A 22,708-nucleotide genomic window follows, 5' to 3' on the forward strand; every position below is an offset into this window, starting at 1 on the left:
GGGTGATCCAGGCCTTCGGACTGACCAGCAACTCCCGTAAGGCGCTTCCGCCCGCCGTCGACGACGTCTCCTTCGAGGCGCGCGCGGGCCGCGTCACCGTACTGCTCGGAGCGCCGGGCGCGGGCAAGACCACGGCGTTGAGACTCCTGCTCGAACTCCAACAGGGCCGCGGCCTCGCCTACTTCAGAGGCCGCCCCCTGCATCGCATCGCCCACCCCTCCCGTGAGGTCGGCGTCCTCCTGGGCGATGTGCCCGGGCACCCGGCCCGCACGGTCCGCGGCCATCTGCGCATGCTGTGCGCGGCCGCCGGCGTTCCGGTCCGGCGGGCCGACGAAGTGCTCGAGGTGGTCGGCCTGGTCAGCCTGCGCGGCGAACGCCTCGGCACCCTCTCCCGCGGTATGGACCGTCGGCTCGGCCTGGCCTGCGCTCTCCTCGCGGACCCGCACACCCTCGTCCTCGACGACCCGGCCGACGGGCTCGCCGGGCGCGAGCACCGTTGGCTGCACGGCATGCTGCGCGCGCACGCGGACCAGGGCGGCACCGTTCTGATGACCACGGCCGATCCCAAGGAGGCCGCCCGCACCGCCGACCGCGTCGTCACCCTGGACCGGGGCAGACTCGTCGCCGATCAGGAGGCCGCCGACTTCGCCCGCACCCGGCTGCGCCCCCGGGTGGCCGTCCGCAGCCCACACGCCGTCCGCCTGGCCGGCCTGCTCGCCAAGGAGGCCCGGGCCGCGCAACGCTCCCTCGAAGTCGTGCAGGAGGACGGCAACCGGCTCTCGGTGTACGGCAGCAGTTGCGCCCATGTCGGCGAGACGGCGTTCCGGCACGGCATCCTCGTCCACCAACTCGCCGACGAGACAGGCGACATGGGGCCGGGGGCGGGAGCGCAGGTCCCGCGTCGGACGCGCCCCGAAGCAGGGTCGGCCTCCTCAGCGGGGGAGCCGGCCGCCGTCGGAGTCCCTGGGCCGGTCATGGCAGGCCCGAAGGCCTTCGGGGACGCACGGGCGGAGAACGGCGCCCAGGAGGCCGACGCCGCTGAAGCGCCGCGCCCGCCCGAGGACGAGCCATCGGCATCCCCCGCGCCAGGCCGCCCGACCGATGTGCCCCCTCGTGGTGCCCTTCCGGCGTCTGGCGGCGGTTCCGGGCCCGGTGCCGCCGCTAAGACTGTCGGCGGCACGGCCGAAACCATCCCGGGCGTGACCACGACCGCAACGGCGACCGAGGCAGCCGCCGTGGACCAGCGCCCCCCCAGCGCCGAGCCGGCCGCCGTGCCCCCCGCTCGGCACTCCCGGCGTCCCTCCGCCTCCCGTGCCTTCGACACCCTGCCCGCCCTGCCACCCCCCATCTCCGTGCGCTCCGCCCCCAGCCCCCTGCGGCCCCTCCGCTACGAACTCCGCCGAGCCGCCGGCATCGGCACCGGATTCCTCACCGGCGCGGCGGTACTGGTCGTCTCCGCCCTCGCCGCCGTACTCCTGGCCCGGGTGGGCCATACCTCGCAGGCGCGGCTGCTGGCCGCGTGGCCCGTGCAACTGCCGCTGCCGCCCGCCGCGCTCGGCGCGGGACTGCTCGGTGCGCTGGCCTTCGGAGACGAGTTCCGCCACCCCGCCCTGGCGGCGGACCGCGGCACCGTGCCCCGCAGGCTGGGGGTACTCACCGCCAAGCTCCTCGTCGCCGCTCTCACCGCCCTGATGCTGGCCTTCCTCACGGTGGGCTGCGATGCCGAAGTGCTCTATCTCGTCTACGGACGGGAGCTCGCGCAGGTTCCCGCGGAGTGGCTTGCGCTGAGCGCGAGTTGGCTCGGTCTCGTGGTCGGCTGCGCGTGGGCCGGTGTTCTGGCCGCCGGCGTCTTCCGGTCCACCACGGCCGGGCTGGCGGCAGTGGTCGCCGTGCCCGTCGTCGTCGTACCCCTCGTACAGAAGGCCGTGGAGAGCACGTCGGTGCGGGCGGCGGCCGGACTCTCGATGCGGTTGCGCGAGACGCTTTTGGTGCAATGGCCCTTCGGGGGAGAGCGCTATCTGTTCGCCGTGGCGCGCGTGCTCGCCCAACCCGTCGGTGGAGCGCTGACGTTGTCCCTGACGGCTCTGCTGTGCGCGTATGTGTTCACGACCCTGCGCAGCAGGGTCCGATGACGCCCCTCCGGGCCCATCCCGTCCGGGCCTGTGCGCAACTCCCCGGAGAAAGCCCATTTCTTTCCGATAAGGCGTCAATTGCGACGGGGTGAGCGATCACCCTTTCGTGTGCTTTTCACCAAAGACCTCAAGGGAGTTGGAGGCAGCGCCGACAAAGGATCCGTGAGTACCCTTGCGCACACCATGATGACCGCCGCCCGCTCCGCCGACTCCGGTCTGGCCGGCCCGGGCGAACTCGACCGCTACCCCTACGCCGAGGCCCCGTCCGCCGACCGCGTCGGAGCTCCCGTCTGGGAGAGCGCGGACCCCGAGCTGGGCCGCGTGGGCCGCCGCACCGCGGGCAGCCGCGGACGCGGACTGCACGGCCAACTCGTCCAGCAGCTGGGCCAGATGATCGTCTCGGGCGACCTGGGTGCCGACCGTCCGCTGGTGCCCGAGGAGATCGGCCAGCGGTTCGAGGTGTCCCGCACCGTCGTCCGCGAGTCGCTGCGCGTCCTCGAGGCCAAGGGCCTGGTCAGCGCCCGGCCGAACGTCGGCACGCGCGTGCGTCCCGTGAGCGACTGGAATCTCCTCGACCCGGACATCATCGAGTGGCGGGCCTTCGGTCCCCAGCGCGACGACCAGCGGCGCGAGCTCAGCGAACTGCGCTGGACGATCGAGCCGCTCGCCGCCCGCCTCGCCGCCGGGCACGGGCGCGCCGACATCCAGCAGCGCCTGTCCGACATGGTCGAGATCATGGCGCACGCCATGGGGCAGGGCGACGCGCTCACCTACTCCCGGGCCGACGCCGAGTTCCACTCGCTGCTCATCCAGGTCGCGAGCAACCGCATGCTGGAGCACCTTTCCGGGATCGTGTCGTCCGCCCTCCAGGTCTCCGGCGGCCCGGTCACAGGCTGCGACCGGCCGAACGATGCGTCGCTCGGGTGTCACGGCAGGATCGTCGGCGCCCTCGCCGCGGGCGACGGCGCCGCGGCCGAGACGGCCATGAGGCAGCTGCTCACCGTTCATCCCGAGGTGGAGCGCGTCGTGCCGGCGCCGCGCGAGCACTGACCGTACCCGACAGGTGGGAGCGGTCGGGGAGGTCTTCCCCTCCCGCGTCGTCCCCGGCCGGTTCACCCGCATTGCCGTCGGACCCCGCAGAACCCGAAACGGGGGCTGCGGGGTCCGACGGTCGATGTGGTGGGATTCGGTCACGGCGGCTCGGGTAGACACCACAGGTGACCGCTTCTGCCCGTGTCTGACCGTTTATGCACGCTTACGGGGTGTGACTCGGGCCACGAAGATTGGGCGTAACGCTTGTGGAAACAACGCGATGACCTAAGAGGTGGCAGCCGCGGAGGGAATACGGACGTCGTTGAAGGCGCTGTGCATCCTCCCGGCCCCCGCCCGCGCCGTCGGCCCACCCCCAGGCCGGTGGTCGGCTCCTGTCCATCGTGGACGGGGCCGGAAGCCGTTTTCCAACGTTCCGAGAGGTTGTTCGTGTCGGCCAGCACATCCCGTACGCTCCCGCCGGAGATCGCCGAGTCCGTCTCTGTCATGGCGCTCATTGAGCGGGGAAAGGCTGAGGGGCAGATCGCCGGCGACGATGTGCGTCGGGCCTTCGAAGCTGACCAGATTCCGGCCACTCAGTGGAAGAACGTACTGCGCAGCCTCAACCAGATCCTCGAGGAAGAGGGTGTGACGCTGATGGTCAGTGCCGCGGAGCCCAAGCGCACCCGAAAGAGCGTCGCAGCGAAGAGTCCGGCCAAGCGCACCGCCACCAAGACGGTCGCGGCGAAGACTGTGACCACGAGGAAGGCCACCGCCACCACCGCGGCCGCCCCGGTGGCACCCGCTGTGGACGACCCCGCAGAAGAAGCCGCCCCTGCCAAGAAGGCGGCCGCCAAGAAGACGACGACCGCCAAGAAGACGGTCGCGAAGAAGACCGTCGCCAAGAAGACGGTGGCCAAGAAGACCACCGCCAAGAAGGACGACGCCGAGCTGGTCGAGGAAGAGGTCCTCGAGGACGCTCCCAAGACCGGCGACGAGCCCGAGGGCACCGAGAGCGCCGGCTTCGTACTCTCCGACGAGGACGAGGACGACGCCCCCGCCCAGCAGGTCGCCGCGGCCGGCGCCACCGCCGACCCGGTCAAGGACTACCTCAAGCAGATCGGCAAGGTTCCCCTGCTCAACGCCGAGCAGGAGGTCGAGCTCGCCAAGCGCATCGAGGCCGGTCTGTTCGCCGAGGACAAGCTGGCCAACGCCGACAAGCTCGCCCCCAAGCTCAAGCGCGAGCTGGAGATCATCGCCGAGGACGGCCGGCGCGCCAAGAACCACCTCCTGGAGGCCAACCTCCGCCTGGTGGTCTCCCTGGCCAAGCGCTACACCGGCCGCGGCATGCTCTTCCTGGACCTCATCCAGGAGGGCAACCTCGGTCTGATCCGCGCGGTCGAGAAGTTCGACTACACCAAGGGCTACAAGTTCTCCACGTACGCCACCTGGTGGATCCGTCAGGCGATCACCCGCGCGATGGCCGACCAGGCCCGCACCATCCGTATCCCGGTGCACATGGTCGAGGTCATCAACAAGCTCGCGCGCGTGCAGCGCCAGATGCTCCAGGACCTGGGCCGCGAGCCCACCCCGGAGGAGCTGGCCAAGGAACTCGACATGACCCCCGAGAAGGTCATCGAGGTCCAGAAGTACGGCCGCGAGCCCATCTCGCTGCACACCCCGCTGGGCGAGGACGGCGACAGCGAGTTCGGTGACCTCATCGAGGACTCCGAGGCCGTCGTCCCGGCCGACGCCGTCAGCTTCACCCTCCTGCAGGAGCAGCTGCACTCCGTCCTCGACACCCTGTCGGAGCGCGAGGCAGGCGTCGTCTCCATGCGGTTCGGTCTCACCGACGGTCAGCCGAAGACCCTCGACGAGATCGGCAAGGTGTACGGCGTCACGCGCGAGCGCATCCGCCAGATCGAGTCCAAGACCATGTCGAAGCTGCGCCACCCGTCCCGTTCGCAGGTGCTGCGCGACTACCTCGACTAGGTCGTAGCCGTACGGCACGAAGGCCCGGTTCCCCTCGGGGAGCCGGGCCTTCGTCGTCGGCGCGCGGGTGCGGGGCGCCGCGCCCTGAATGACTCTGGGTGTTCATCGACCACTCCAGAGTGAGGAGCGCGCATGCGTCGTCCTTTTGTCCGGGGCTTGGCCCGGCCGTTGATCCTGGCGGCCATGGCCATGGCCATACCGTTGGCCTCCGCCGCCCCGGCGGCCTCCGACGGCGTCGTGCTGGGAGGCTATCCGATCGACGTCTCCCAGAGTCCGTGGACGGTCGCGCTGTCCAGCCGTGACCGGTTCGGAGGTATGCGCTCGGGGCAGTTCTGCGGAGGCGTGGCGGTCGGCCCGTCGACCGTGCTCACCGCGGCCCACTGTATGGGCGAGGATGTCCTGGGAGTGCCGCCGGCCAAGGCGACCGATCTGAAGGTCGTCGCGGGCCGTACGGACCTGTACGCGGACACGGGCCGGGAGGTCTCCGTACGCAGCGTCTGGGTGAACCCGGGCTACGACAGTTCCAGCAACGCCGGGGACTTCGCCGTGCTCACCCTGGCCGAGCCGCTCCCGGCGGCATCGATCATCGCCATGGCGGGCGAGGGCGACCCGGCATACGCGCCCGGCACGGACGCCGTCGTCTACGGCTGGGGTGACCTCACGGGGTTCGGTGCGTACGCGCACAGGCTGCGGGCGGCCAGTCTGCATGTGCTGTCCGACACACGCTGCGAAATGGCGTATCCGGGATCGGCCGACGGCACGTACGTCGCGCGGAGCATGGTCTGCGCCGGAGAGGTGCGGGGCGGCCGTGACGCCTGCCAGGGGGACAGCGGAGGTCCGCTGGTCGCGGGTGGCCGGCTCATCGGGCTCGTGTCGTGGGGCGACGGCTGTGGGCGGCCGGGAAGCCCGGGCGTCTACACACGGGTTTCCGACGCCGTACGGACACTGGGCTGGGGCGCGGGCACTCGGAGGCCCCACAAAGCTCCTGAGCGCGCCTGAGCGGGCCTCCCACGGCGAGGGCCGGGGATGCGCGACACGAGAACGGGCGGCCGCCCCTGGGACCAGGGACGGCCGCCCGCACACCGGCCTGTGCCGGTTCTCGCTCGTCGTGGACGCGCAGGATCAGCGCTCTTCTTCGGAGACGGACGCCGGAACGGTCGTCAGCCGCTCCGTCTCATCCTGTATCTCGGCGGCGATCTTCTTGAGTTCCGGCTCGAACTTGCGGCCGTGGTGGGCGCAGAAGAGCAGTTCTCCGCCGCTGAGCAGGACGACGCGCACGTACGCCTGGGCGCCGCAGCGGTCGCAGCGGTCAGCGGCCGTCAGCGGGCTCGCGGGGGTCAGAACAGTAGTCACGTCGCCTCTTCTCTAGCTCGACGAGCTGTCGTACCAGGGTCAACATCCAACCAGCCCCAAAACGTTCCCGCTCGTGGCTTCTCCTCGAAAAAATCTTTCCGAGGTGGCCGTCTGCTGCCGGTTTGGCGGCGAATGTGCCGTATTGCGTGGTCTGTAGTGCTTACGGTTTCGCGCTGTCGGTCATGGTTCGATCCTCCCGGCTGGCTTGCCGGTTTGTTCATGAGGACGTGCCCGGAGCCTAAATGGTTCATGCCTCGAAGGGAACGTGATATGTACTTCACTCCATCGAGGGATCGAACACGTATGCGACGCTGGACTAGTCTGAGTTTGACACGAGGGTGGCGTGACAACGGCTCTACCAGGCCTCGGTACCCTCTTGGCGGTGAACCAAGCCGCGCCCTTACCCAGAAGGGCCCCAACTGAAATTCAGCGAGGAGCGAACCGCGTGACCGCCGAAACGTCCGTGCCGTCCACAGCGCTGCTGGCAGGAGCAGACCGGGACGGTTCCAACTACACCGCGCGGCACCTGCTCGTCCTCGAGGGCCTCGAGGCCGTGCGGAAGCGCCCGGGTATGTACATCGGCTCGACCGACAGCCGTGGTCTGATGCACTGCCTTTGGGAGATCATCGACAATTCCGTCGACGAAGCCCTGGGCGGATACTGCGACAACATCGAGGTGATCCTTCACGACGACGCCTCGGTCGAGGTCCGTGACAACGGCCGTGGCATCCCGGTCGACGTCGAGCCCAAGACCGGCCTGTCCGGCGTCGAGGTCGTCATGACCAAGCTGCACGCCGGCGGCAAGTTCGGCGGCGGCTCCTACGCCGCCTCCGGCGGTCTGCACGGCGTCGGCGCCTCCGTGGTCAACGCCCTGTCCGCCCGACTCGACGTCGAGGTGGACCGGAGCGGCCACACGCACGCCATCAGCTTCCGCCGAGGAGTCCCGGGCGCCTTCGCCGCGGACGGCCCCGACGCCAAGTTCGAGACGGGCGGCCTGCGCAAGGTCAAGAGGATCGCCAAGAACCGCACCGGCACGCGGGTGCGGTACTGGGCCGACCGTCAGATCTTCCTCAAGGACGCCAAGCTCTCCCTGGAGACCCTCCACCAGCGGGCCCGCCAGACCGCGTTCCTGGTGCCCGGCCTGACCATCGTCGTGCGCGACGAGTACGGCCTCGGCGAGGGCGGCAGCAAGGGCGAGGAGTCCTTCCGCTTCGACGGCGGCATCAGCGAGTTCTGCGAGTACCTGGCCACCGACAAGCCCGTCTGCGACGTCCTGCGCTTCACGGGGCAGGGCACGTTCAAGGAGACGGTCCCGGTCCTGGACGAGCACGGGCAGATGACCCCGACGGAGGTCACCCGCGAGCTCGGCGTCGACGTGGCGCTGCGCTGGGGCACCGGCTACGACACGATGCTCCGGTCGTTCGTCAACATCATCGCCACGCCCAAGGGCGGCACTCACGTCGCCGGCTTCGAGCAGGCGGTCGCCAAGACGATGAACGAGGTGCTGCGGGCCAAGAAGCTGCTGCGTGTCGCCGAGGACGACATCGTCAAGGACGACGCCCTGGAGGGCCTGACCGCGGTCGTCACCGTCCGCCTCGCCGAGCCCCAGTTCGAGGGCCAGACCAAGGAGGTCCTCGGCACCTCGGCGGCCCGGCGCATCGTGAACACCGTGATCTCCAGGGAACTCAAGGCGTTCCTGACCTCCACCAAGCGCGATGCCGCAGCTCAGGCGCGGGTCGTCATGGAGAAGGCGGTCGCCGCGGCCCGGACGCGTATCGCGGCCCGGCAGCACAAGGACGCACAGCGCCGCAAGACGGCACTGGAGTCCTCGTCCCTGCCCGCGAAGCTGGCCGACTGCCGCAGCGACGACGTCGAGCGCAGCGAGCTGTTCATCGTCGAGGGAGACTCCGCGCTCGGTACGGCGAAGCTCGCCCGCAACTCCGAGTTCCAGGCGCTGCTGCCGATCCGGGGCAAGATCCTCAACGTTCAGAAGTCGTCCGTGACCGACATGCTCAAGAACGCGGAGTGCGGTGCGATCATCCAGGTCATAGGAGCGGGCTCCGGCCGCACCTTCGACATCGACGCGGCCCGTTACGGCAAGATCATCATGATGACCGACGCCGATGTCGACGGCTCCCACATCAGGACCCTCCTGCTGACCCTGTTCCACCGCTACATGCGGCCCATGGTCGAGGCCGGCCGGGTGTTCGCCGCGGTGCCGCCGCTGCACCGCATCGAACTCATCCAGCCCAAGAAGGGCCAGGACAAGTACGTGTACACGTACTCGGACCGCGAGCTGCGCGACAAGCTCATGGAGTTCCAGAGCAAGGGCGTCCGGTACAAGGACTCCATCCAGCGCTACAAGGGTCTCGGCGAGATGGACGCAGACCAGCTGGCCGAGACGACGATGGACCCCCGCCACCGCACCCTGCGGCGCATCAACCTCTCCGACCTCGATTCGGCGGAGCAGGTGTTCGACCTGCTCATGGGTAACGACGTGGCGCCGCGCAAGGAGTTCATCTCAAGCTCGGCGGCGACGCTGGACCGGTCCCGCATCGACGCGTAGCGGCCGGGCTCGGCTCGGCCTCGGCTCTGCGGCTCTCCGGCCGGGACGAGCGGGTCCGGGTTCTCCACCCGCGGGTGGAGAACCCGGACCTTCGCATATCCACCCATGATCCACCCCCGCTCCGATATGCGGAGCGTCGCGATTCCGTAGCGTCGAAGGCGTCGGCAGCACTCGCTGCCGGCATCCCCTTCCCGCTCACGGAGGCTGTGATGTCCGGGCTCCTCAACGCACTGGTGATCGTGGCCGTGGCCGTGCTGGTGATCGTGCGGCAGTTCCGCGCAAGCCGCATGGACACGGACCGGCGATGGTGGCTGCTGCCCGGGATCCTGGCCGTCATAGCGCTGCGCGAGCCCGGCCTCCTCGACGCCCGTCACCCCACCGAATCGGTCCTGGTGCTCGGCGCCGAAGTGGTCGTCAGCCTGGTCATGGGAGCCGCCTGGGCATGGACCACGCGCATCTGGGTGGAGCCGGACGGCGCGGTGTGGAGCAAGAGCACGAAGGCGAGCGCGGCCGTCTGGGCCGTCGGCATCGGTCTGCGGGCGGGCCTCTTCGCGGTCGGTGCGCTGATGGGCGTCCACCAGCACAGTTCGGACCTGATGCTGGGGCTCGCGGGCACCCTGCTGGTCCGCTCCGGGATACTGATCTGGCGCACACAGTCCCTGAGCCAGGTCACTGCGGCCACGGCATACGGTGACCACCTGCCCCGGTCCGCGTGGAAGGAGCGCGTGTGACGGAGAACGCCTGGACACGCTGGCCTTCTCGGGAGGCGCTGGGCCGCGAGGGGACGACGGGTTCCCGACGCCTGATCGCCTGGGGTGTACGGCTGCTGCTTCTCGGCATTCTCTTGTGGAGTGCCTTCCATGACAGCCGGGTCAACGGCTGGGTTACGGCGGCGGGCGCCGCGGGAGTCCTCCTGACGGCCGGGCTGGCCTGGTGTTTCTGGCGGGCCACGCTCCAGCACCGGCTCTGGCCGTCGCTGGCCCTCATCCTCCTCCTGCTCACGCTGGCCGTCGGCGCCCAGTTCGTGGGTTTCCGAGAACCCGCCCTCGTTCTGTGGTGCGGCTGCGGCGTCGCGGCACTGGAACGGATGCCCCTGGCGGTGGCGCTGCCCGTCGCCTCGGTCGCGCTCGCCTCGTATGCGGCCGTGAACAACGACGTGTGGCTGACCACAGCCGCCACGATCGGCGGGATGGCCCTCGCCGGGTACACGCTGCGCCTGGACGCCGAAGCCCGGGGCAACGCCCAGCGACTGCTCGCCCAGGAGCGTGCGGCGCGTGCGGCCGAGGCCGAGTCGGCCGCGCTCGCGGAGCGGGCCCGCATCGCCCGGGAGATCCACGATGTCCTGGCGCACAGTCTCTCGGCGCAGCTCGTGCACCTGGAAGCGGCCCGGCTGCTGATCGAGCGGGGCGCGGACCGCGAGCAGGTCCTCGACCGCGTGGTGGCGGCACGCGGGATGGCCCGCGACGGTCTCGAGGAGACCAGACAGTCGCTCTCCGCGCTGCGCGGCGATCTGACACCGCTGGAGAACTTCCTGACCGACCTCGTCCGCGCGTCGCACGGCGCCGAGGTCACCGTTGAGGGTGAACGCAGACACCTGCCGGCCGAGGCGTCACAAGCGGTGCGAAGGGTCGCCCAGGAAGCTCTGACGAACGTCCGCAAGCACGCTCCGGGCGCGAAAGTGCGGGTGCGGCTGGAGTACGGACCGCATGAAGTCACCCTGGACGTGCGGGACTCGGGGGGTTCGCCGGGCGAACTCGCCCAGGCGGGAGGCGGGTACGGTCTGCTGGGCATGCGGGAGCGCGCCGAACTGCTGGGCGGATCGCTCGCTGCCGGACCGGACGAGGAAGGTTTCGTGGTGACGCTGAAGGTGCCGGTATGACGGCGGAGGCGGAGAAGAAGCCCGCCAGGGTGGTGGTCGCGGACGATCAGACGGTCGTCCGGGAAGGCATCGTGATGCTGCTGGGGCTGTTGCCGGGGGTCGAGGTCGTGGGCGCCGCCGGGGACGGGGACGAGGCGGTGCGGCTCGTCGCCGAACTGGCTCCCGATGTGGTGCTGATGGACCTGCGGATGCCCCGCTGCGACGGAGTGGAGGCGACCCGGCGGATCCGGTCGGAGCATCCCGGAACCCAGGTCGTGGTGCTCACGACCTACGCGGACGACGACTCCCTGTTCCCGGCGCTGAAAGCGGGAGCCCGGGGGTACCTCACCAAGGACGCCGGTGGGGACGAGATCGTCCGGGCCGTGCACAGTGTGCTGTCCGGGGACGCGGGGCTGTCGCCGAGTGTGCAGCGGAGGCTGCTGGAGCGCCTGTCGGCGCCTGAACCGGAGCCGGCGGAGCCCGCTGCCGTGCCCGACGGGCTGACGACACGGGAGGCGGAGGTGCTGGTGCTGATCGCCGAGGGGCTGAGCAATCAGGAGATCGCGCGCAGGCTGAGCGTGTCCACCGCGACGGTGAAGACCCACATCAACAACATGTTCACCAAGACGGGCATCAAGGGCCGCGCCCAGGCGGTGCGTTATGCGTACCGGATGGGGCTGGTACGGCCGCCGACGGGATGAACGGCCCGTCGGTCACCTGATGGGGTGAAGTGTGCAGGGAAGAAGAGTCGCGGATCTTCCCGTTCTGTCCATCCTTGGGCATGCAGTCAAGCAACGGCCGTGCCCGCACCGACGGGGACGGCTCCGAGGTCGGCGGTCCCACGCCATACGGGGACGAGCACCATCAGCGTCAAGTCCGGGCATTCGCCGAAGCGCCAGGAGACATGCGCTACGAGGACCCGTGGTATGACGCGCTCGCCTCGGGCTGGGGCGAGTCGGCCGGCACGGTCACGGAGGCGGCCGAGGTCCCGGGGGCACGTCGGGAGCGGCGGACCGGAGCCGTCGCGGCGGCCCAGGTCTACCTCGAGGTGCAGCGCAGCGCGGCCTTCCAGGAGGTGCGCAGCAGGTACCGGCGGTTCGTGGTGCCGGCGGTCGCCGGTTTCTTCGTCTGGTACGTGGCGTACGTCGTGACCGCGACGACCGCGCCCGCGTTCATGGCGCGGCCGGTGGCCGGCGCGGTGAACGTGGCGTTGCTCGCGGGGCTCGGACAGTTCCTCAGCACATTCCTGCTCACCTGGGCCTACGCCCGGCACGCACGGCTGCACAGGGACCGTGCCGCGCTCGAACTGCGCTGGGACACTCAGGAACTGACGCGTGAAGCAAGGGGCGGTGCGTCGTGACCGGCAACCAACAAGCGCCGGCGTTGCTGCTGTTCAGCGCCTTCGTCGCGGTCACGCTGGGGATCACGACCTGGGTGGGCCGCAACCGGCAGGGTTCTCAGGAGGAGTTCTACGCGGGCGGGCGGTTGTTCTCCCCGATGGAGAATGGTTTTGCCATCGCCGGCGACTACATGTCGGCCGCCTCCTTCCTGGGCGCCACCGGACTGATCGCGCTGTACGGGTACGACGGTCTGCTGTACGTGGTGGGCTTCCTCGTGGCCTGGCTGGTGGTGCTGTTCCTCGTCGCCGAACTGGTGCGCAACTGCGGGCGGTTCACGCTCGCCGACGTGGTCGCCGCGCGCATGAGCGAGCGGCCGGTGCGGATCGCGGCGGGAACCTCCTCGGTCACCGTGTCCGTTCTCTATCTGGTGGCGCAGATGGTGGGTGCGGGCAGCCTGGTCGCGCTGCTCCTCGGGAACACCGGCGAGGCGGCCCGGTCCTGGGCCGTCATCGGCGTCGGTGCGCTCATGGTGATCTATGTGTCGTTGGGAGGGATGCGGGCCACCACGTGGATTCAGATCGTGAAGGCGGTCCTGCTGCTGGGCGGCACGGTCGTGCTCACCGCACTCGTCCTGGTGCGTTTCCACGGTGACTTCAACCAGTTGCTGCGTACGGCGGCCGAGCGCAGCGGCCACGGTTCCGCCTATCTGGCACCCGGGCTGAAGTACGGCGGGGACTGGACGGCGCGCTTCGACTTCATGAGCCTGGGGCTCGCGCTGGTGCTGGGCACGGCGGGGCTGCCGCACATCCTGTCCCGCTTCTACACCGTGCCGACCGCGCAGGCCGCCCGGCGGTCCGCGGTCTGGTCGATCGGGCTCATCGGCGGGTTCTACCTGATGACGATCGTCCTGGGCTTCGGAGCGGCGGCGATCGTCGGCCCGGAGGCCGTACGCGGCTCGAACGCATCCGGGAACACGGCCGTTCCCCTCCTCGCCCTCGATCTGGGCGGCGGCGCCGACTCCACGGGCGGCACGGTCCTGTTCGCGGTCGTGGCGGCCGTCGCCTTCGCCACGATCCTCGCCGTCGTCGCCGGGGTCACGCTCGCCTCCTCGGCGTCGGTGGCGCACGACCTGTACGCCTCCTTGCGCCGTCGGCGCGCCGAACCTCGCAGCGAGGTCGCGGTGGCACGGGCCGCCGCCGTGGGCATCGGCATCGTCGCGATCGCCCTCAGCCTGCTGGCCCGCGATCTCAACGTGGCCTTCCTGGTCGGGCTCGCCTTCGCCGTCGCGGCCTCCGCGAACCTGCCGGTCCTGCTGTACTCGCTGTTCTGGCGGGGCTTCACCACGCGGGGCGCCGTGTGGGCGGTGTACGGCGGGCTGGTGCCTGCCCTGGCGTTGGTCGTGCTGTCGCCGGTGGTGTCCGGCAGCCCGGAGTCGCTCTTCCCGACCGTGGACTTCCAGTACTTCCCCCTGCAGAACCCCGGCCTGGTCTCGATTCCGCTGGGCTTCCTGGCGGGCTGGCTGGGCACGGTCACCTCGGCCGAGATCGCGGACGAGGCCAAACACGCGGAGACCGAGGTGCGGTCACTGACGGGAGCGGGTGCCGCGTAGGCGGTTTCGTTCAGCCAGCGGCAGGCTCGGCCAGCGATCAGCCGATCTGAGCGGAACGGCCTGCCGGGCGGCTGCTCCACCGCCGTACCGCAACGGGATCACCGCTCACCCCTCACCGCTCACCCCTCAGCCCTCACCACTCGGCTCACGGCTCACGGCTACGGTGCCACCCACGCGTATCGGTGTTCCGGGCGGCCGGTGTCGCCGTACTTCAGGGAGAGGTGAAGGCGGCCGGCCTGTTCCAGGTGGCGGAGGTAACGCTGGGCGGTGGAGCGGCTCAGGCCCGTCTCGGCGGCGACCTCGTGGGCCGACAAGGGCTGGTTCGCGCGGTGCAGGACCGCGCAGATCAGGTCCGTGGTCGGCTCCGAGTGGCCGCTCGGCAGACCGGGCGAGGACGGCACGGGTGCGGTGCGCAGGGCGCCGAAGATCCGGTCGACCTGTTCCTGGCCGGCGATGCCGTGCCCGCCCACCCGGTCCACGGTGCGGCGCAGGGCGGCGTAGGAGTCGAGGCGGGTGCGCAGCGCGGCGAAGGTGAACGGTTTGACCAGGTAGTGCAGGGCGCCCAGGCGCATCGCGGTCTGCACCGTCGTGACGTCGCCGGCCGCCGTGATCATGATGACGTCGGTGCCGTGGCCCTGTTGCCGCATGCGGTGGACGAGCTGGAGACCGGTCTGGTCGGGCAGGTAGTGGTCGAGCAGCACGAGGTCGATGGTGCCGCGCTCGACGGCGGCCAGTGCCTGGGCGGCACTGTGCGCGCGGGCGGCCACCCGGAATCCGGGAACCTTTCCCACGTACTTGGCGTTGATCTCGGCGACACGGAAGTCGTCGTCCACGACCAGGACGTCAATCATCGGGCCTCTCTCCGTGCAGGCCAGGTGGGCGTTAAGCCCATGTTTCGGCTTCGCTGTTGTAGCGCGAGCAAAACGAGCACAACAGGCTACTGCAGGCAAAAGAAGCGCATGCGCCCAGAAGGCTGATGCTGTCTCGCCGGTCACCTCTACCGTCCCCGGCCATGAGCGCACACACCAGCCCCGCCATCGAGTTGCGGGGTGCGAGCAAGGTCTTCAGGACCCCGTCGGGTGCCCCGCACACGGCCGTGCGGGACCTCGACCTCACTGTCGGGCGCGGCGAGTTCGTGGCCATCGTCGGACCGACCGGCTGCGGCAAGTCGACCACGTTGACGCTGGTCAGCGGATTGGAAGAGCCCACTCAAGGCGAGGTACTGGTCGCCGGGCAGGCCGTGCAGGGCGTCGGCGACAAGGTCGGCTTCGTCTTCCAGCAGGACGCCACGTTCCCGTGGCGCACGGTCCTGTCCAACGTCATGGCCGGCCCCCGCTTCCGCGGAGTGCCCAAGGCGGAGGCGAAGCTGAAGGCGCGCGAGTGGTTGGCCCGGGTCGGGCTCGCCGCCTTCGAGGACCGCTACCCGCATCAGCTCTCCGGCGGTCAGCGCAAACGCGTCGCCCTCGCCGCGACCTTCGTCAACGACCCCGAGATCCTGCTCATGGACGAGCCGTTCTCGGCGCTCGACGTGCAGACCAGGGCCCTGATGTCGGACGAGCTCCTGGAGCTGTGGGAGGGCACCGGAGCGTCTGTGGTCTTCGTCACCCACGACCTCGAGGAGTCCATCGCGCTGGCCGACAAGGTCGTGGTCATGACCGCGGGGCCGGCCACCGTGAAGCACGTCTTCGACATCGACCTGCCGCGCCCGCGCAAGGTCGAGTCGGTGCGTCTTGAGCCGCGGTTCATCGAGATCTACCGCGAGATCTGGGAGTCCCTCGGTGAAGAGGTCCGCATCACCCGTGAAAGAGGTGCCGCCCATGTCGCCTGACGTGCTCAGCACTCCGGTCGTCGACACGGCCCAGGCGCCGGACCGCGCGCACTCACGCGCGCGTGCCGCCCGCAGACGCAGGATCGTCGTCGCGGCCGCCCGCGTCCTCCTCCTGGTGGCCGTCCTCGCCCTGTGGGAGGCGCTCTCGCGGGCCAAGACCATCGACCCGTTCAACTTCTCGATGCCCTCCAAGATCTGGGACCAGATCTGGACCTGGATCACGCACGGGACCGCGCTCGGCTCCCTCGGCGAGCAGATCTGGTACACGCTCAACGAGGCGCTGCTCGGCTGGATCATCGGCGTGGTCACCGGTGTCGTGTGCGGCATCGCGCTCGGGCGGATCACCTTTCTCGCCGATGTCCTCGGTCCCTACATCAAGGTGCTCAACTCCATACCCAGGATCGTCCTGGCCCCGATCTTCGTGATCTGGTTCGGCCTCGGCCCCGCCTCCAAGGTCGCCTCGGCCGTGGTCCTGGTGTTCTTCCCGGTCTTCTTCAACGCCTTCCAGGGTGCCCGCGAGGTCGACCGCAACCTTGTCGCCAACGCCCGCATCCTCGGCGCGAGCGACCGAAGGGTGACGCTTCAGGTGGTCATCCCGTCCGCCACCTCGTGGATCTTCACCAGCCTCCACGTCAGCTTCGGCTTCGCCCTCATCGGCGCCATCGTCGGCGAGTACATCGGCGCGACCAAGGGCATCGGCCTGCTCGTCGCACAGTCGCAGGGCACGTTCAACGCCGCCGGTGTGTACGCCGCGATGGTCATCCTCGCCGCCGTCGCCCTGGTCGCCGAGGGGCTGCTGACCTTCGCCGAGCGCCGCATCTTCCGGTGGAAGCCGTCGGGTTCCGACAGCTGACCCTTCGGCCGGCCGCAGCCGGCTCTTCCCGGAACGATCCGCATCCCCGCATCCCCGCATCCCCTCACCCCCGCATCCCCTCGTTGAACGATCCTCACCCCCGCACCGCCCTCTCACAAGGACGTGAAACCGCCATGCGCATGCGCACAACCGCCAGACACGCGGCCCTGGCCGCCGCCGGCCTGCTCGCCCTCTCCTCGCTCACCGCCTGCGCCAACGACGCGGCCAGTACCACGTCCAGCGGCTCGGGCAGCAAGGGGGACGGCAAGGGCACGAAGGTCAAGATCATGGTCGGCGGCCTGGACAAGGTCATCTATCTGCCCGCGATGCTCACCCAGCGGCTGGGCTACTTCGACGCCGAGGGGCTCGACGTCGAACTGCTGAGCGAGCCGGCCGGTGTGCAGGCCGAGACCGCGCTCGTCTCCGGCCAGGTCCAGGGCGCCGTCGGCTTCTACGACCACACGCTCGACCTCCAGGTGAAGGGCAAGGAGGTGGAGTCCGTCGTGCAGCTCTCGCAGGCCCCCGGCGAGGTGGAGATCGTCTCCACCAAGGCGGAGGGCGACATCGCCTCGCCCAAGGACTTCAAGGGGAAGAAGCTCGGCGTCACGGGCCTCGGCTCCTCGACGGACTTCCTCACCAAGTACCTCGCCGTCAAGAACGGCGTGAAGGTCAGCGAGTTCACCCCGGTCGCCGTGGGCGCGGGGCCGACCTTCATCGCGGCGCTTCAGCAGGGCGCCATCGACGGCGGTATGACGACCGACCCGACCGTGGCGAACGTCCTGGACAAGAAGGCCGGGAAGATTCTCCTCGACATGCGCACCCCGCAGGGCTCGCAGGAGGCGCTCGGCGGACCGTACCCGTCGTCAAGCCTGTACATGCAGACGGACTGGGTCAACGGTCACAAGGACACCGTCCAGAAGCTGGCCAACGCGTTCGTCAAGACGCTCAAGTGGATGTCCACACACAGCGCCGGCGAGATCGCCGAGAAGATGCCGGCCGACTACTCGCAGGGGAACAAGATGCTGTACTCGGTGGCCATCAAGAACTCGCTGCCCATGTTCACCAAGGACGGCGTGATGCCCAAGAACGGTCCCGAGACGGTCGAGAAGGTCCTCAAGGCGTTCAACACGAACATCCAGAACGCCGACGTCGACCTGAGCAAGACCTACACGACCGAGTTCGTCGACAAGGCGACGGGCTGACGGTCGAGCAGGCGGCGGGTCGGGATCCGTATCCCACGAGGGCACGGTTCCTTCCCCGCCCCCCCCCAAGAGCCGTGCCCTCAGGCGCGGGTCGCCCACACGTAACGGTGTTCCGGGCGGCCCGCGTCGCCGTACTTCAGGGTCAGCCGGGCCCGTCCCGTGCGCTCCAGAAGCTTCAGATAGCGCTGGGCGGTCTGGCGGCTCACTCCGGTCCGGTCGGCGATCTCCTGCGCCGACAGCGGCCCCTCGGCGTTCATCAGGGACTGGCGTACGAGTTCGGCGGTGGTGGGGGAGTGCCCTTTGGGCAGACCGGGCTCCGAGCGGGCGGACAGCGCACCGAAGATGCGGTCGACGTCGGCCTGTTCGGCCTCACCCCCGCCGTCGAGCGTGCGACGCAGGTCCGCGTACGCCTCCAGCTTGGCGCGCAGGCCCGCGAAGGCGAACGGTTTCACCAGGTACTGCAAAGCGCCCTGGCGCATCGCGGCCTGCACCGTCGAGACGTCCCGGGCGGCCGTCACCATGATCACGTCGGTCTGGTGGCCGCGCCGGCGCATCTCCTGCACGACCTCCAGACCCGTCTCGTCGGGCAGGTAGTGGTCCAGCAGAACGAGGTCCAGACGGGGCAGCAGCTCCAGCTGGCGCAGTGCGTCGGCCGCGCTGTGGGCCTCGCCGGCGACATGGAAGCCGGGGACCTTCCCGACGTAGGCGGCGTTGACCCGGGCGACCCGGGTGTCGTCGTCCACGACCAGGACCTCGATCATCGCGACTCCTCCTCGACAGCGCTCTTCGCCGGAGCGGCCCACGCGGGCTCCGGGCCGGACGCCGGGCCGGAGCCCAGGCCGAAACCCTGGTCGGATTCCAGACCGAAGTCCTGGGCGGATTCCGGGCCGGGCGCCGGTTCGGGCTCGGTCAGCGCGTCGGGCAGGACGACGGTGAACTCGGCGCCCCCGCCGGCCGCCTCGCCGGCCGCCGCGCTGCCGCCCTGCCGCTCGGCGAGCCTGCGCACCAGGGAGAGTCCGATGCCGCGCTTGCCGTGCGCCGGCGGCTTCTTCGTGGACCAGCCCTCGGTGAAGATCAACTCACGCTGCTCGGCCGGTATGCCGGGCCCCGTGTCCCGCACCCGCAGTACGGCGGCACGGCCCTGCGCACGCAATTCGACCTCCACGCGCGCGTGCGGCTTGCCCGCGACGGCGTCCAGCGCGTTGTCCACGAGGTTGCCGACGATCGTGACCAGCCCGCGCGGGTCGATCAGCCGGTCCGGCAGCCGGGTGCGGTCGGAGACCCACAGGGCGACACCGCGCTCGGCCGCGACGGTCGCCTTGCCGACCAGCAGGGCGGCGAGCAGCGGATCCTCGATCCGCTCGGTCACCTGCTCCGCGGTGGCCCGGTGATCGCCGACCACCTCCCCGACGAACTCCACGGCGTCGTCGTACATCTCCAGTTCGAGCAGCCCCAGCAGTGTGTGCATGCGGTTGGCGTGCTCGTGGTCCTGGGCGCGCAGCGCGTCGATCAGGCCGTGCGTCGAGTCCAGCTCGCGGCCGAGCTGCTCCAGCTCGGTGCGGTCGCGCAGGGTGGCCACCGCGCCGCCGTCGTCGGTGGGCATGCGGTTGACGACCAGGACCCGCTGGCCGCGGACGGAGATCAGGTCCGTGCCGGTCACCCGGCCGGACAGGACGTCGGCCGTACGTCCCTCGCCGAGCGCCTGGTCGGGCGATGCGCCCACCGCTTCGTCCCCGATGCCCAGGAGGCGCTGGGCCTCGTCGTTGAGCAGCCGGACGCGTCCGGCGCGGTCCAGGGCGACGACGCCCTCCCGGATGCCGTGCAGCATCGCCTCACGCTCGGCGAGCAGCGCCGAGATGTCCGAGAAGGCCAGGTCACGGGTCTGTCGCTGGACCCGTCGGGAGATCAGCCAGGCGGCCAGCGCACCCACGGCGAGGGCGCCTCCGGCGTAGGCGAACAGCCCGGGGATCGCATGGATCAGACGCGCCCGCACACTGTCGTACTCGATGCCGACCGAGACCGCTCCGATGATCTGGCCGTCGCTGTCGTGCAGCGGCACCTTGCCGCGGGCCGAGCGGCCCAGGGTGCCGCTGTCGATCTCCATGACGGTCCTGCCGGCCAGCGCCTTGCGCGGGGACGTCGAGACATGGCCGCCGACCTCCGCGGGCTCCGGGTGCGACCAGCGTGTGCCGTTGAGGTCCATCACCACGACATACTCGGCGCCGCTCGCCTTGCGGATCCGCTCGGCCTCCCGCTGCACCGGTCCGTCGACCGACGGCCGCGTGCGTTGCAGGTCCTCGGCGATCTGCGGCACCGCGGCGGTGGTCTGTGCGATGGCGAGGGCGCGGCGCATCGCCTGGTCGTCCAGCTGGTTGCTGAGCGGGGCGAGGAACAGCCCGGTGGCGAGCACCACGACTCCCGCGGCGATCGCCAGCTGCATGAGCAGAAGCTGCGAGAACATGCGCCGCGGCATTCCGAGGCGCAGGCGACGGGCGGGGGGAGTGGGGCTCATACCCAAGACGGTACGTGGGTGGGCCGGTGCAGCCGTAGGGGTGGGTGGTGCGGATCTCAGACGGCCAGTGCCGTCCCCACCGGTTCACGCACCGCGACCACGTCCATCCGCGCAGGTGAACCGAGGACCGAGGCACCGCAGGTTTCCGGCCGGGGCGGCTCCCCGCGGCTCTGGGCCACCTCGACCTGCCAGCGGCGTCCGTCGGTGTGTGCGACGGTCACCTCCCAGCGCGGTGCGCCGCCGAGGGTCCGCACGGCGCTGGTCCGCACGACGCTCAGCACCTCCGCCGCGTCTTCGCCGGTGGCCGCGCGCACCGCCAGCTCCGCCGCCTGGCCGGGCCGCTCCCAGGCCGAGCTCCCACGACACCCCTCCACGACGATCCGCCCCTCCTGGACGCCGTGCAGGACCTCCTTGACGGCGTGTGCCTCGGCGCGGCCGTACGCGTACCCGTGCGGCAGGACGAGCAGGGTGGGGGAGAAGCGATGACCTCCCAGATGGGTGACCTCCCAGGCGCCCCGCACCCCGGAGGCGGCGAGTTCCGCGGCCAGCGGACGGCCGAGGAGCGCGCAGCAGCGGTCGCGCTTGCCGTTGGTGCAGACGAGGGCGAGCGGGTCGCCGGTGTGGGGCCGGCCCCGCAGCGCCCGGTCGAAGGTGTGGTGCTCGCCCCGGCCGAGCGCGGCGAAGTCGAGGTCCAGCAGCTGCCGTGGGTCGTGGGTCGTGGCGCTGTGCAGCCACACCCTGCCGGGGACGGTGTGCGCCGCGTACACCTGCCGCAGCCGGGGGGCGCCGAGGTCCGCGTGGCGTCCGGGGCGCCGGATGAGCGCGACGCGTACGCCCGTGTCCTGCGCGGCGGCCTCCAGGGCCCGGCCAAGGACGGGGTCCAGGTGGCTCGAGACCAGCGCTTTCGCGCCCCAGGGCCCGGGCTGTTCCAGGAGGAGCCAGGTTGTCGCCGTGGCCGCGGTTCCGGAAATGGGCTCGTCGAGGTCCCGCGAGACGGTCGCGCACGTACTCACAGAGGTGAGCCTAACCTGACTTGACGCGGAGCGGCTTCCGGACCCCGCCCGAGCGGGGCGGGTGTCCAGGAGCGCGCGCACGCGTGCGCGTGCCCGAAGGCCCGCTCATGGCCGGGCCGCACCCCTGGAGGGCGGGCGCCGACGGCTGTCCGGCCGGCGCCGCTGACGATCCTTCACTTCGTGGGGGTTCTTCCGGCTCGTATTCTGGGGCCGCAGTCAGTCCTCGGACGTGCGCCGGGCCGCGGGCCGGCGCACGCGCAGGTGTCGGAGAGGTCGTACGTGTCGCAGAGTCGCAGTCCGCAGCAGATCCCGGTCGTCGTGCTCGCCGGATTCCTCGGCTCCGGCAAGACGACCCTGCTCAACCACCTCCTGCATCGCAGCGGCGGCAGCCGTATCGGCGCGATCGTGAACGACTTCGGCGCCATCGAGATCGACGCCATGGCGGTGGCCGGAGCGCTCGGCGACTCCACCGTCTCCCTCGGCAACGGCTGTCTGTGCTGTGCCGTCGACGCCGGTGAGCTCGACGTCTACCTCGAACGGCTCGCCGCGCCGGCCGCCGGCATCGACGTCATCGTCATCGAGGCCAGCGGTCTTGCCGAACCCCAGGAACTCGTGCGGATGGTGCTGGCCAGCGAGCATCCCGGCATCGTCTACGGCGGGCTCGTCGAGGTCGTCGACGCCGCCGAGTTCGACACGACCCGGGCCACGCATCCCGAGGTCGACCGGCATCTCGCCCTCGCCGACCTGGTCGTGGTGAACAAGCTCGACCGCGCGCCCGACGCCGACCGCGTCCTGGGGCTCGTCCGGTCCCTCACCGACCGTGCCGCCGTCGTCCCCGCCACCTACGGCCGCATCGACCCGGAGTTCCTCTTCGACTGCCGGCCGAGCGAGGAGCGCGTCGGACAGCTCTCCTTCGACGACCTGCACGACCACGACAGGCACGACCTGCACGACCACAGCGGAAGCGATCACGCCGGCCACCTTCACACCGCGTACGACAGCCTCTCCTTCACCTCCGAGGCCCCTCTCGACCCGCGCCGCCTGATGGGGTTCCTCGACAGCCGGCCCGAGGGGCTGTACCGGATCAAGGGGTACGTCGACTTCGGCCCGAACGACCCGGCCCACCGGTACGCCGTGCACGCCGTCGGCCGCTTCCTCCGCTTCTACCCGGAGCCCTGGCCCGCCGCGGAGGCCCGCCTCACCCGACTCGTCCTCATCGGTTCCGGCATCGACACCGCCGCCCTCGGCAAGGAGCTCGAGGCGTCGCAGAACGACGCCCCACACGCCGACGAGCACGGCATGTGGGGCGTCCTCCGCTACGTCCAGGCCGCCGACGACGAGCCCTTCCACGAGGCCGAGACAGAGACCGAGGTGGAGGCGGAGACCGAGGGCGGCGGCCGAGGCTGAGGTCAGCGGCTGAG

19 protein-coding genes are annotated in these 22,708 nt (G+C 70.5%); 14 read left to right on the forward strand and 5 right to left on the reverse strand.

Features of this window, described 5'->3' with window-relative positions; translation table 11 throughout:
* The first annotated feature begins 2 nt into the window (after positions 1-2).
* From ACZ5SK_RS27460 to ACZ5SK_RS27475, 4 genes are all read left to right on the forward strand, one after another.
* Positions 3-2,132, forward strand: coding sequence for an ABC transporter ATP-binding protein (locus tag ACZ5SK_RS27460; protein WP_361705577.1), 2,130 nt, complete (start codon positions 3-5; stop codon positions 2,130-2,132).
* 162 nt (positions 2,133-2,294) lie between these two features.
* Entirely contained in the window at positions 2,295-3,182 is an 888-nt protein-coding gene (locus ACZ5SK_RS27465) for a FadR/GntR family transcriptional regulator (RefSeq protein WP_334576639.1), read from the forward strand.
* Between the two features lie 429 nt (positions 3,183-3,611).
* Positions 3,612-5,153 (forward strand): RNA polymerase sigma factor, encoded by a 1,542-nt coding sequence (locus tag ACZ5SK_RS27470; RefSeq protein ID WP_334576637.1) that lies wholly within the window; start codon positions 3,612-3,614, stop codon positions 5,151-5,153.
* Positions 5,154-5,285: 132 nt separating this feature from the next.
* Positions 5,286-6,152 carry a serine protease gene (locus ACZ5SK_RS27475; protein WP_457494423.1) on the forward strand — a complete coding sequence of 289 codons (867 nt, stop codon included), beginning with the start codon at positions 5,286-5,288 and terminating at the stop codon, positions 6,150-6,152.
* Positions 6,153-6,275: 123 nt separating this feature from the next.
* Here ACZ5SK_RS27475 and ACZ5SK_RS27480 read toward each other — a convergent pair whose 3' ends face one another.
* Entirely contained in the window at positions 6,276-6,506 is a 231-nt protein-coding gene (locus ACZ5SK_RS27480; RefSeq protein ID WP_079659053.1) for a DUF7455 domain-containing protein, read from the reverse strand.
* A gap of 445 nt (positions 6,507-6,951) precedes the next feature.
* Here ACZ5SK_RS27480 and ACZ5SK_RS27485 point away from each other — a divergent pair, with 445 nt between their 5' ends.
* The 6 genes from ACZ5SK_RS27485 to ACZ5SK_RS27510 all read left to right on the forward strand — a co-directional run bounded on the left by ACZ5SK_RS27485 (position 6,952) and on the right by ACZ5SK_RS27510 (position 13,879).
* A complete protein-coding gene (locus ACZ5SK_RS27485) occupies positions 6,952-9,072 on the forward strand; it encodes a DNA gyrase/topoisomerase IV subunit B (protein WP_334576634.1) in 2,121 nt (706 codons plus the stop codon).
* A 209-nt stretch (positions 9,073-9,281) separates the two neighbouring features.
* Positions 9,282-9,803 carry a DUF1453 domain-containing protein gene (locus ACZ5SK_RS27490; RefSeq protein WP_334576633.1) on the forward strand — a complete coding sequence of 174 codons (522 nt, stop codon included), beginning with the start codon at positions 9,282-9,284 and terminating at the stop codon, positions 9,801-9,803.
* Entirely contained in the window at positions 9,800-10,951 is a 1,152-nt protein-coding gene (locus ACZ5SK_RS27495; protein WP_334576632.1) for a sensor histidine kinase, read from the forward strand. Before ACZ5SK_RS27490 ends, ACZ5SK_RS27495 begins: the two co-directional genes overlap by 4 nt.
* Complete coding sequence (locus ACZ5SK_RS27500) at positions 10,948-11,631, forward strand: response regulator transcription factor (RefSeq protein WP_079659049.1); 684 nt, start codon at positions 10,948-10,950, stop codon at positions 11,629-11,631. The genes ACZ5SK_RS27495 and ACZ5SK_RS27500 overlap by 4 nt, the downstream gene beginning before the upstream one ends.
* Before the next feature lie 80 nt (positions 11,632-11,711).
* Complete coding sequence (locus tag ACZ5SK_RS27505) at positions 11,712-12,290, forward strand: DUF485 domain-containing protein (protein WP_334576631.1); 579 nt, start codon at positions 11,712-11,714, stop codon at positions 12,288-12,290.
* On the forward strand, positions 12,287-13,879 hold the full coding sequence (locus tag ACZ5SK_RS27510; protein WP_334576630.1) for a solute symporter family protein: 1,593 nt from the start codon (positions 12,287-12,289) through the stop codon (positions 13,877-13,879). Before ACZ5SK_RS27505 ends, ACZ5SK_RS27510 begins: the two co-directional genes overlap by 4 nt.
* Positions 13,880-14,037: 158 nt before the next feature.
* Here ACZ5SK_RS27510 and ACZ5SK_RS27515 read toward each other — a convergent pair whose 3' ends face one another.
* Positions 14,038-14,730: a response regulator gene (locus ACZ5SK_RS27515; protein ID WP_319343504.1), complete on the reverse strand. Its 693-nt coding sequence runs from the start codon at positions 14,728-14,730 to the stop codon at positions 14,038-14,040.
* Positions 14,731-14,891: 161 nt separating this feature from the next.
* On the opposite strand from ACZ5SK_RS27515, the gene ACZ5SK_RS27520 reads away from it, so the two are divergent.
* The 3 genes from ACZ5SK_RS27520 to ACZ5SK_RS27530 all read left to right on the forward strand — a co-directional run bounded on the left by ACZ5SK_RS27520 (position 14,892) and on the right by ACZ5SK_RS27530 (position 17,762).
* The gene (locus tag ACZ5SK_RS27520; RefSeq protein WP_334576628.1) at positions 14,892-15,707 is read left to right on the forward strand and encodes an ABC transporter ATP-binding protein; all 816 of its coding nucleotides are present in this window, start codon (positions 14,892-14,894) and stop codon (positions 15,705-15,707) included.
* On the forward strand, positions 15,697-16,560 hold the full coding sequence (locus tag ACZ5SK_RS27525) for an ABC transporter permease (RefSeq protein ID WP_334576626.1): 864 nt from the start codon (positions 15,697-15,699) through the stop codon (positions 16,558-16,560). Before ACZ5SK_RS27520 ends, ACZ5SK_RS27525 begins: the two co-directional genes overlap by 11 nt.
* A gap of 140 nt (positions 16,561-16,700) precedes the next feature.
* On the forward strand, positions 16,701-17,762 hold the full coding sequence (locus ACZ5SK_RS27530; protein ID WP_334581141.1) for an ABC transporter substrate-binding protein: 1,062 nt from the start codon (positions 16,701-16,703) through the stop codon (positions 17,760-17,762).
* Between the two features lie 80 nt (positions 17,763-17,842).
* Here ACZ5SK_RS27530 and ACZ5SK_RS27535 read toward each other — a convergent pair whose 3' ends face one another.
* Genes ACZ5SK_RS27535 through ACZ5SK_RS27545 form a run of 3 tightly spaced genes read right to left on the reverse strand, consistent with a single transcriptional unit; the run spans position 17,843 to position 21,287 of the window.
* Positions 17,843-18,523, reverse strand: a complete 681-nt coding sequence (locus ACZ5SK_RS27535; RefSeq protein ID WP_079659044.1) for a response regulator — start codon at positions 18,521-18,523, stop codon at positions 17,843-17,845.
* Positions 18,520-20,274 carry a sensor histidine kinase gene (locus tag ACZ5SK_RS27540; protein WP_334576625.1) on the reverse strand — a complete coding sequence of 585 codons (1,755 nt, stop codon included), beginning with the start codon at positions 20,272-20,274 and terminating at the stop codon, positions 18,520-18,522. The genes ACZ5SK_RS27535 and ACZ5SK_RS27540 overlap by 4 nt, the downstream gene beginning before the upstream one ends.
* 56 nt (positions 20,275-20,330) lie before the next feature.
* Positions 20,331-21,287 (reverse strand): sucrase ferredoxin, encoded by a 957-nt coding sequence (locus ACZ5SK_RS27545; RefSeq protein WP_334576624.1) that lies wholly within the window; start codon positions 21,285-21,287, stop codon positions 20,331-20,333.
* A gap of 279 nt (positions 21,288-21,566) precedes the next feature.
* Between ACZ5SK_RS27545 and ACZ5SK_RS27550 the strand changes: the two genes are divergently transcribed.
* Positions 21,567-22,694 (forward strand): CobW family GTP-binding protein, encoded by a 1,128-nt coding sequence (locus tag ACZ5SK_RS27550; RefSeq protein ID WP_334576623.1) that lies wholly within the window; start codon positions 21,567-21,569, stop codon positions 22,692-22,694.
* Positions 22,695-22,708: the final 14 nt, after the last annotated feature.

This window comes from Streptomyces sp. NPDC031474, from assembly GCF_055581185.1.

Coding starts and splice junctions, on each gene's coding strand:
- ACZ5SK_RS27475 (WP_457494423.1), top strand. CDS start 5,286: ATGCGTCGTCCTTTTGTCCGGGGCTTGGCCCGGCCGTTGATCCTGGCG.
- ACZ5SK_RS27490 (WP_334576633.1), top strand. CDS start 9,282: ATGTCCGGGCTCCTCAACGCACTGGTGATCGTGGCCGTGGCCGTGCTG.
- ACZ5SK_RS27500 (WP_079659049.1), top strand. CDS start 10,948: ATGACGGCGGAGGCGGAGAAGAAGCCCGCCAGGGTGGTGGTCGCGGAC.
- ACZ5SK_RS27505 (WP_334576631.1), top strand. CDS start 11,712: ATGCAGTCAAGCAACGGCCGTGCCCGCACCGACGGGGACGGCTCCGAG.
- ACZ5SK_RS27515 (WP_319343504.1), bottom strand. CDS start 14,730: ATGATTGACGTCCTGGTCGTGGACGACGACTTCCGTGTCGCCGAGATC.
- ACZ5SK_RS27520 (WP_334576628.1), top strand. CDS start 14,892: ATGAGCGCACACACCAGCCCCGCCATCGAGTTGCGGGGTGCGAGCAAG.
- ACZ5SK_RS27525 (WP_334576626.1), top strand. CDS start 15,697: ATGTCGCCTGACGTGCTCAGCACTCCGGTCGTCGACACGGCCCAGGCG.
- ACZ5SK_RS27530 (WP_334581141.1), top strand. CDS start 16,701: ATGCGCACAACCGCCAGACACGCGGCCCTGGCCGCCGCCGGCCTGCTC.
- ACZ5SK_RS27535 (WP_079659044.1), bottom strand. CDS start 18,523: ATGATCGAGGTCCTGGTCGTGGACGACGACACCCGGGTCGCCCGGGTC.
- ACZ5SK_RS27540 (WP_334576625.1), bottom strand. CDS start 20,274: ATGAGCCCCACTCCCCCCGCCCGTCGCCTGCGCCTCGGAATGCCGCGG.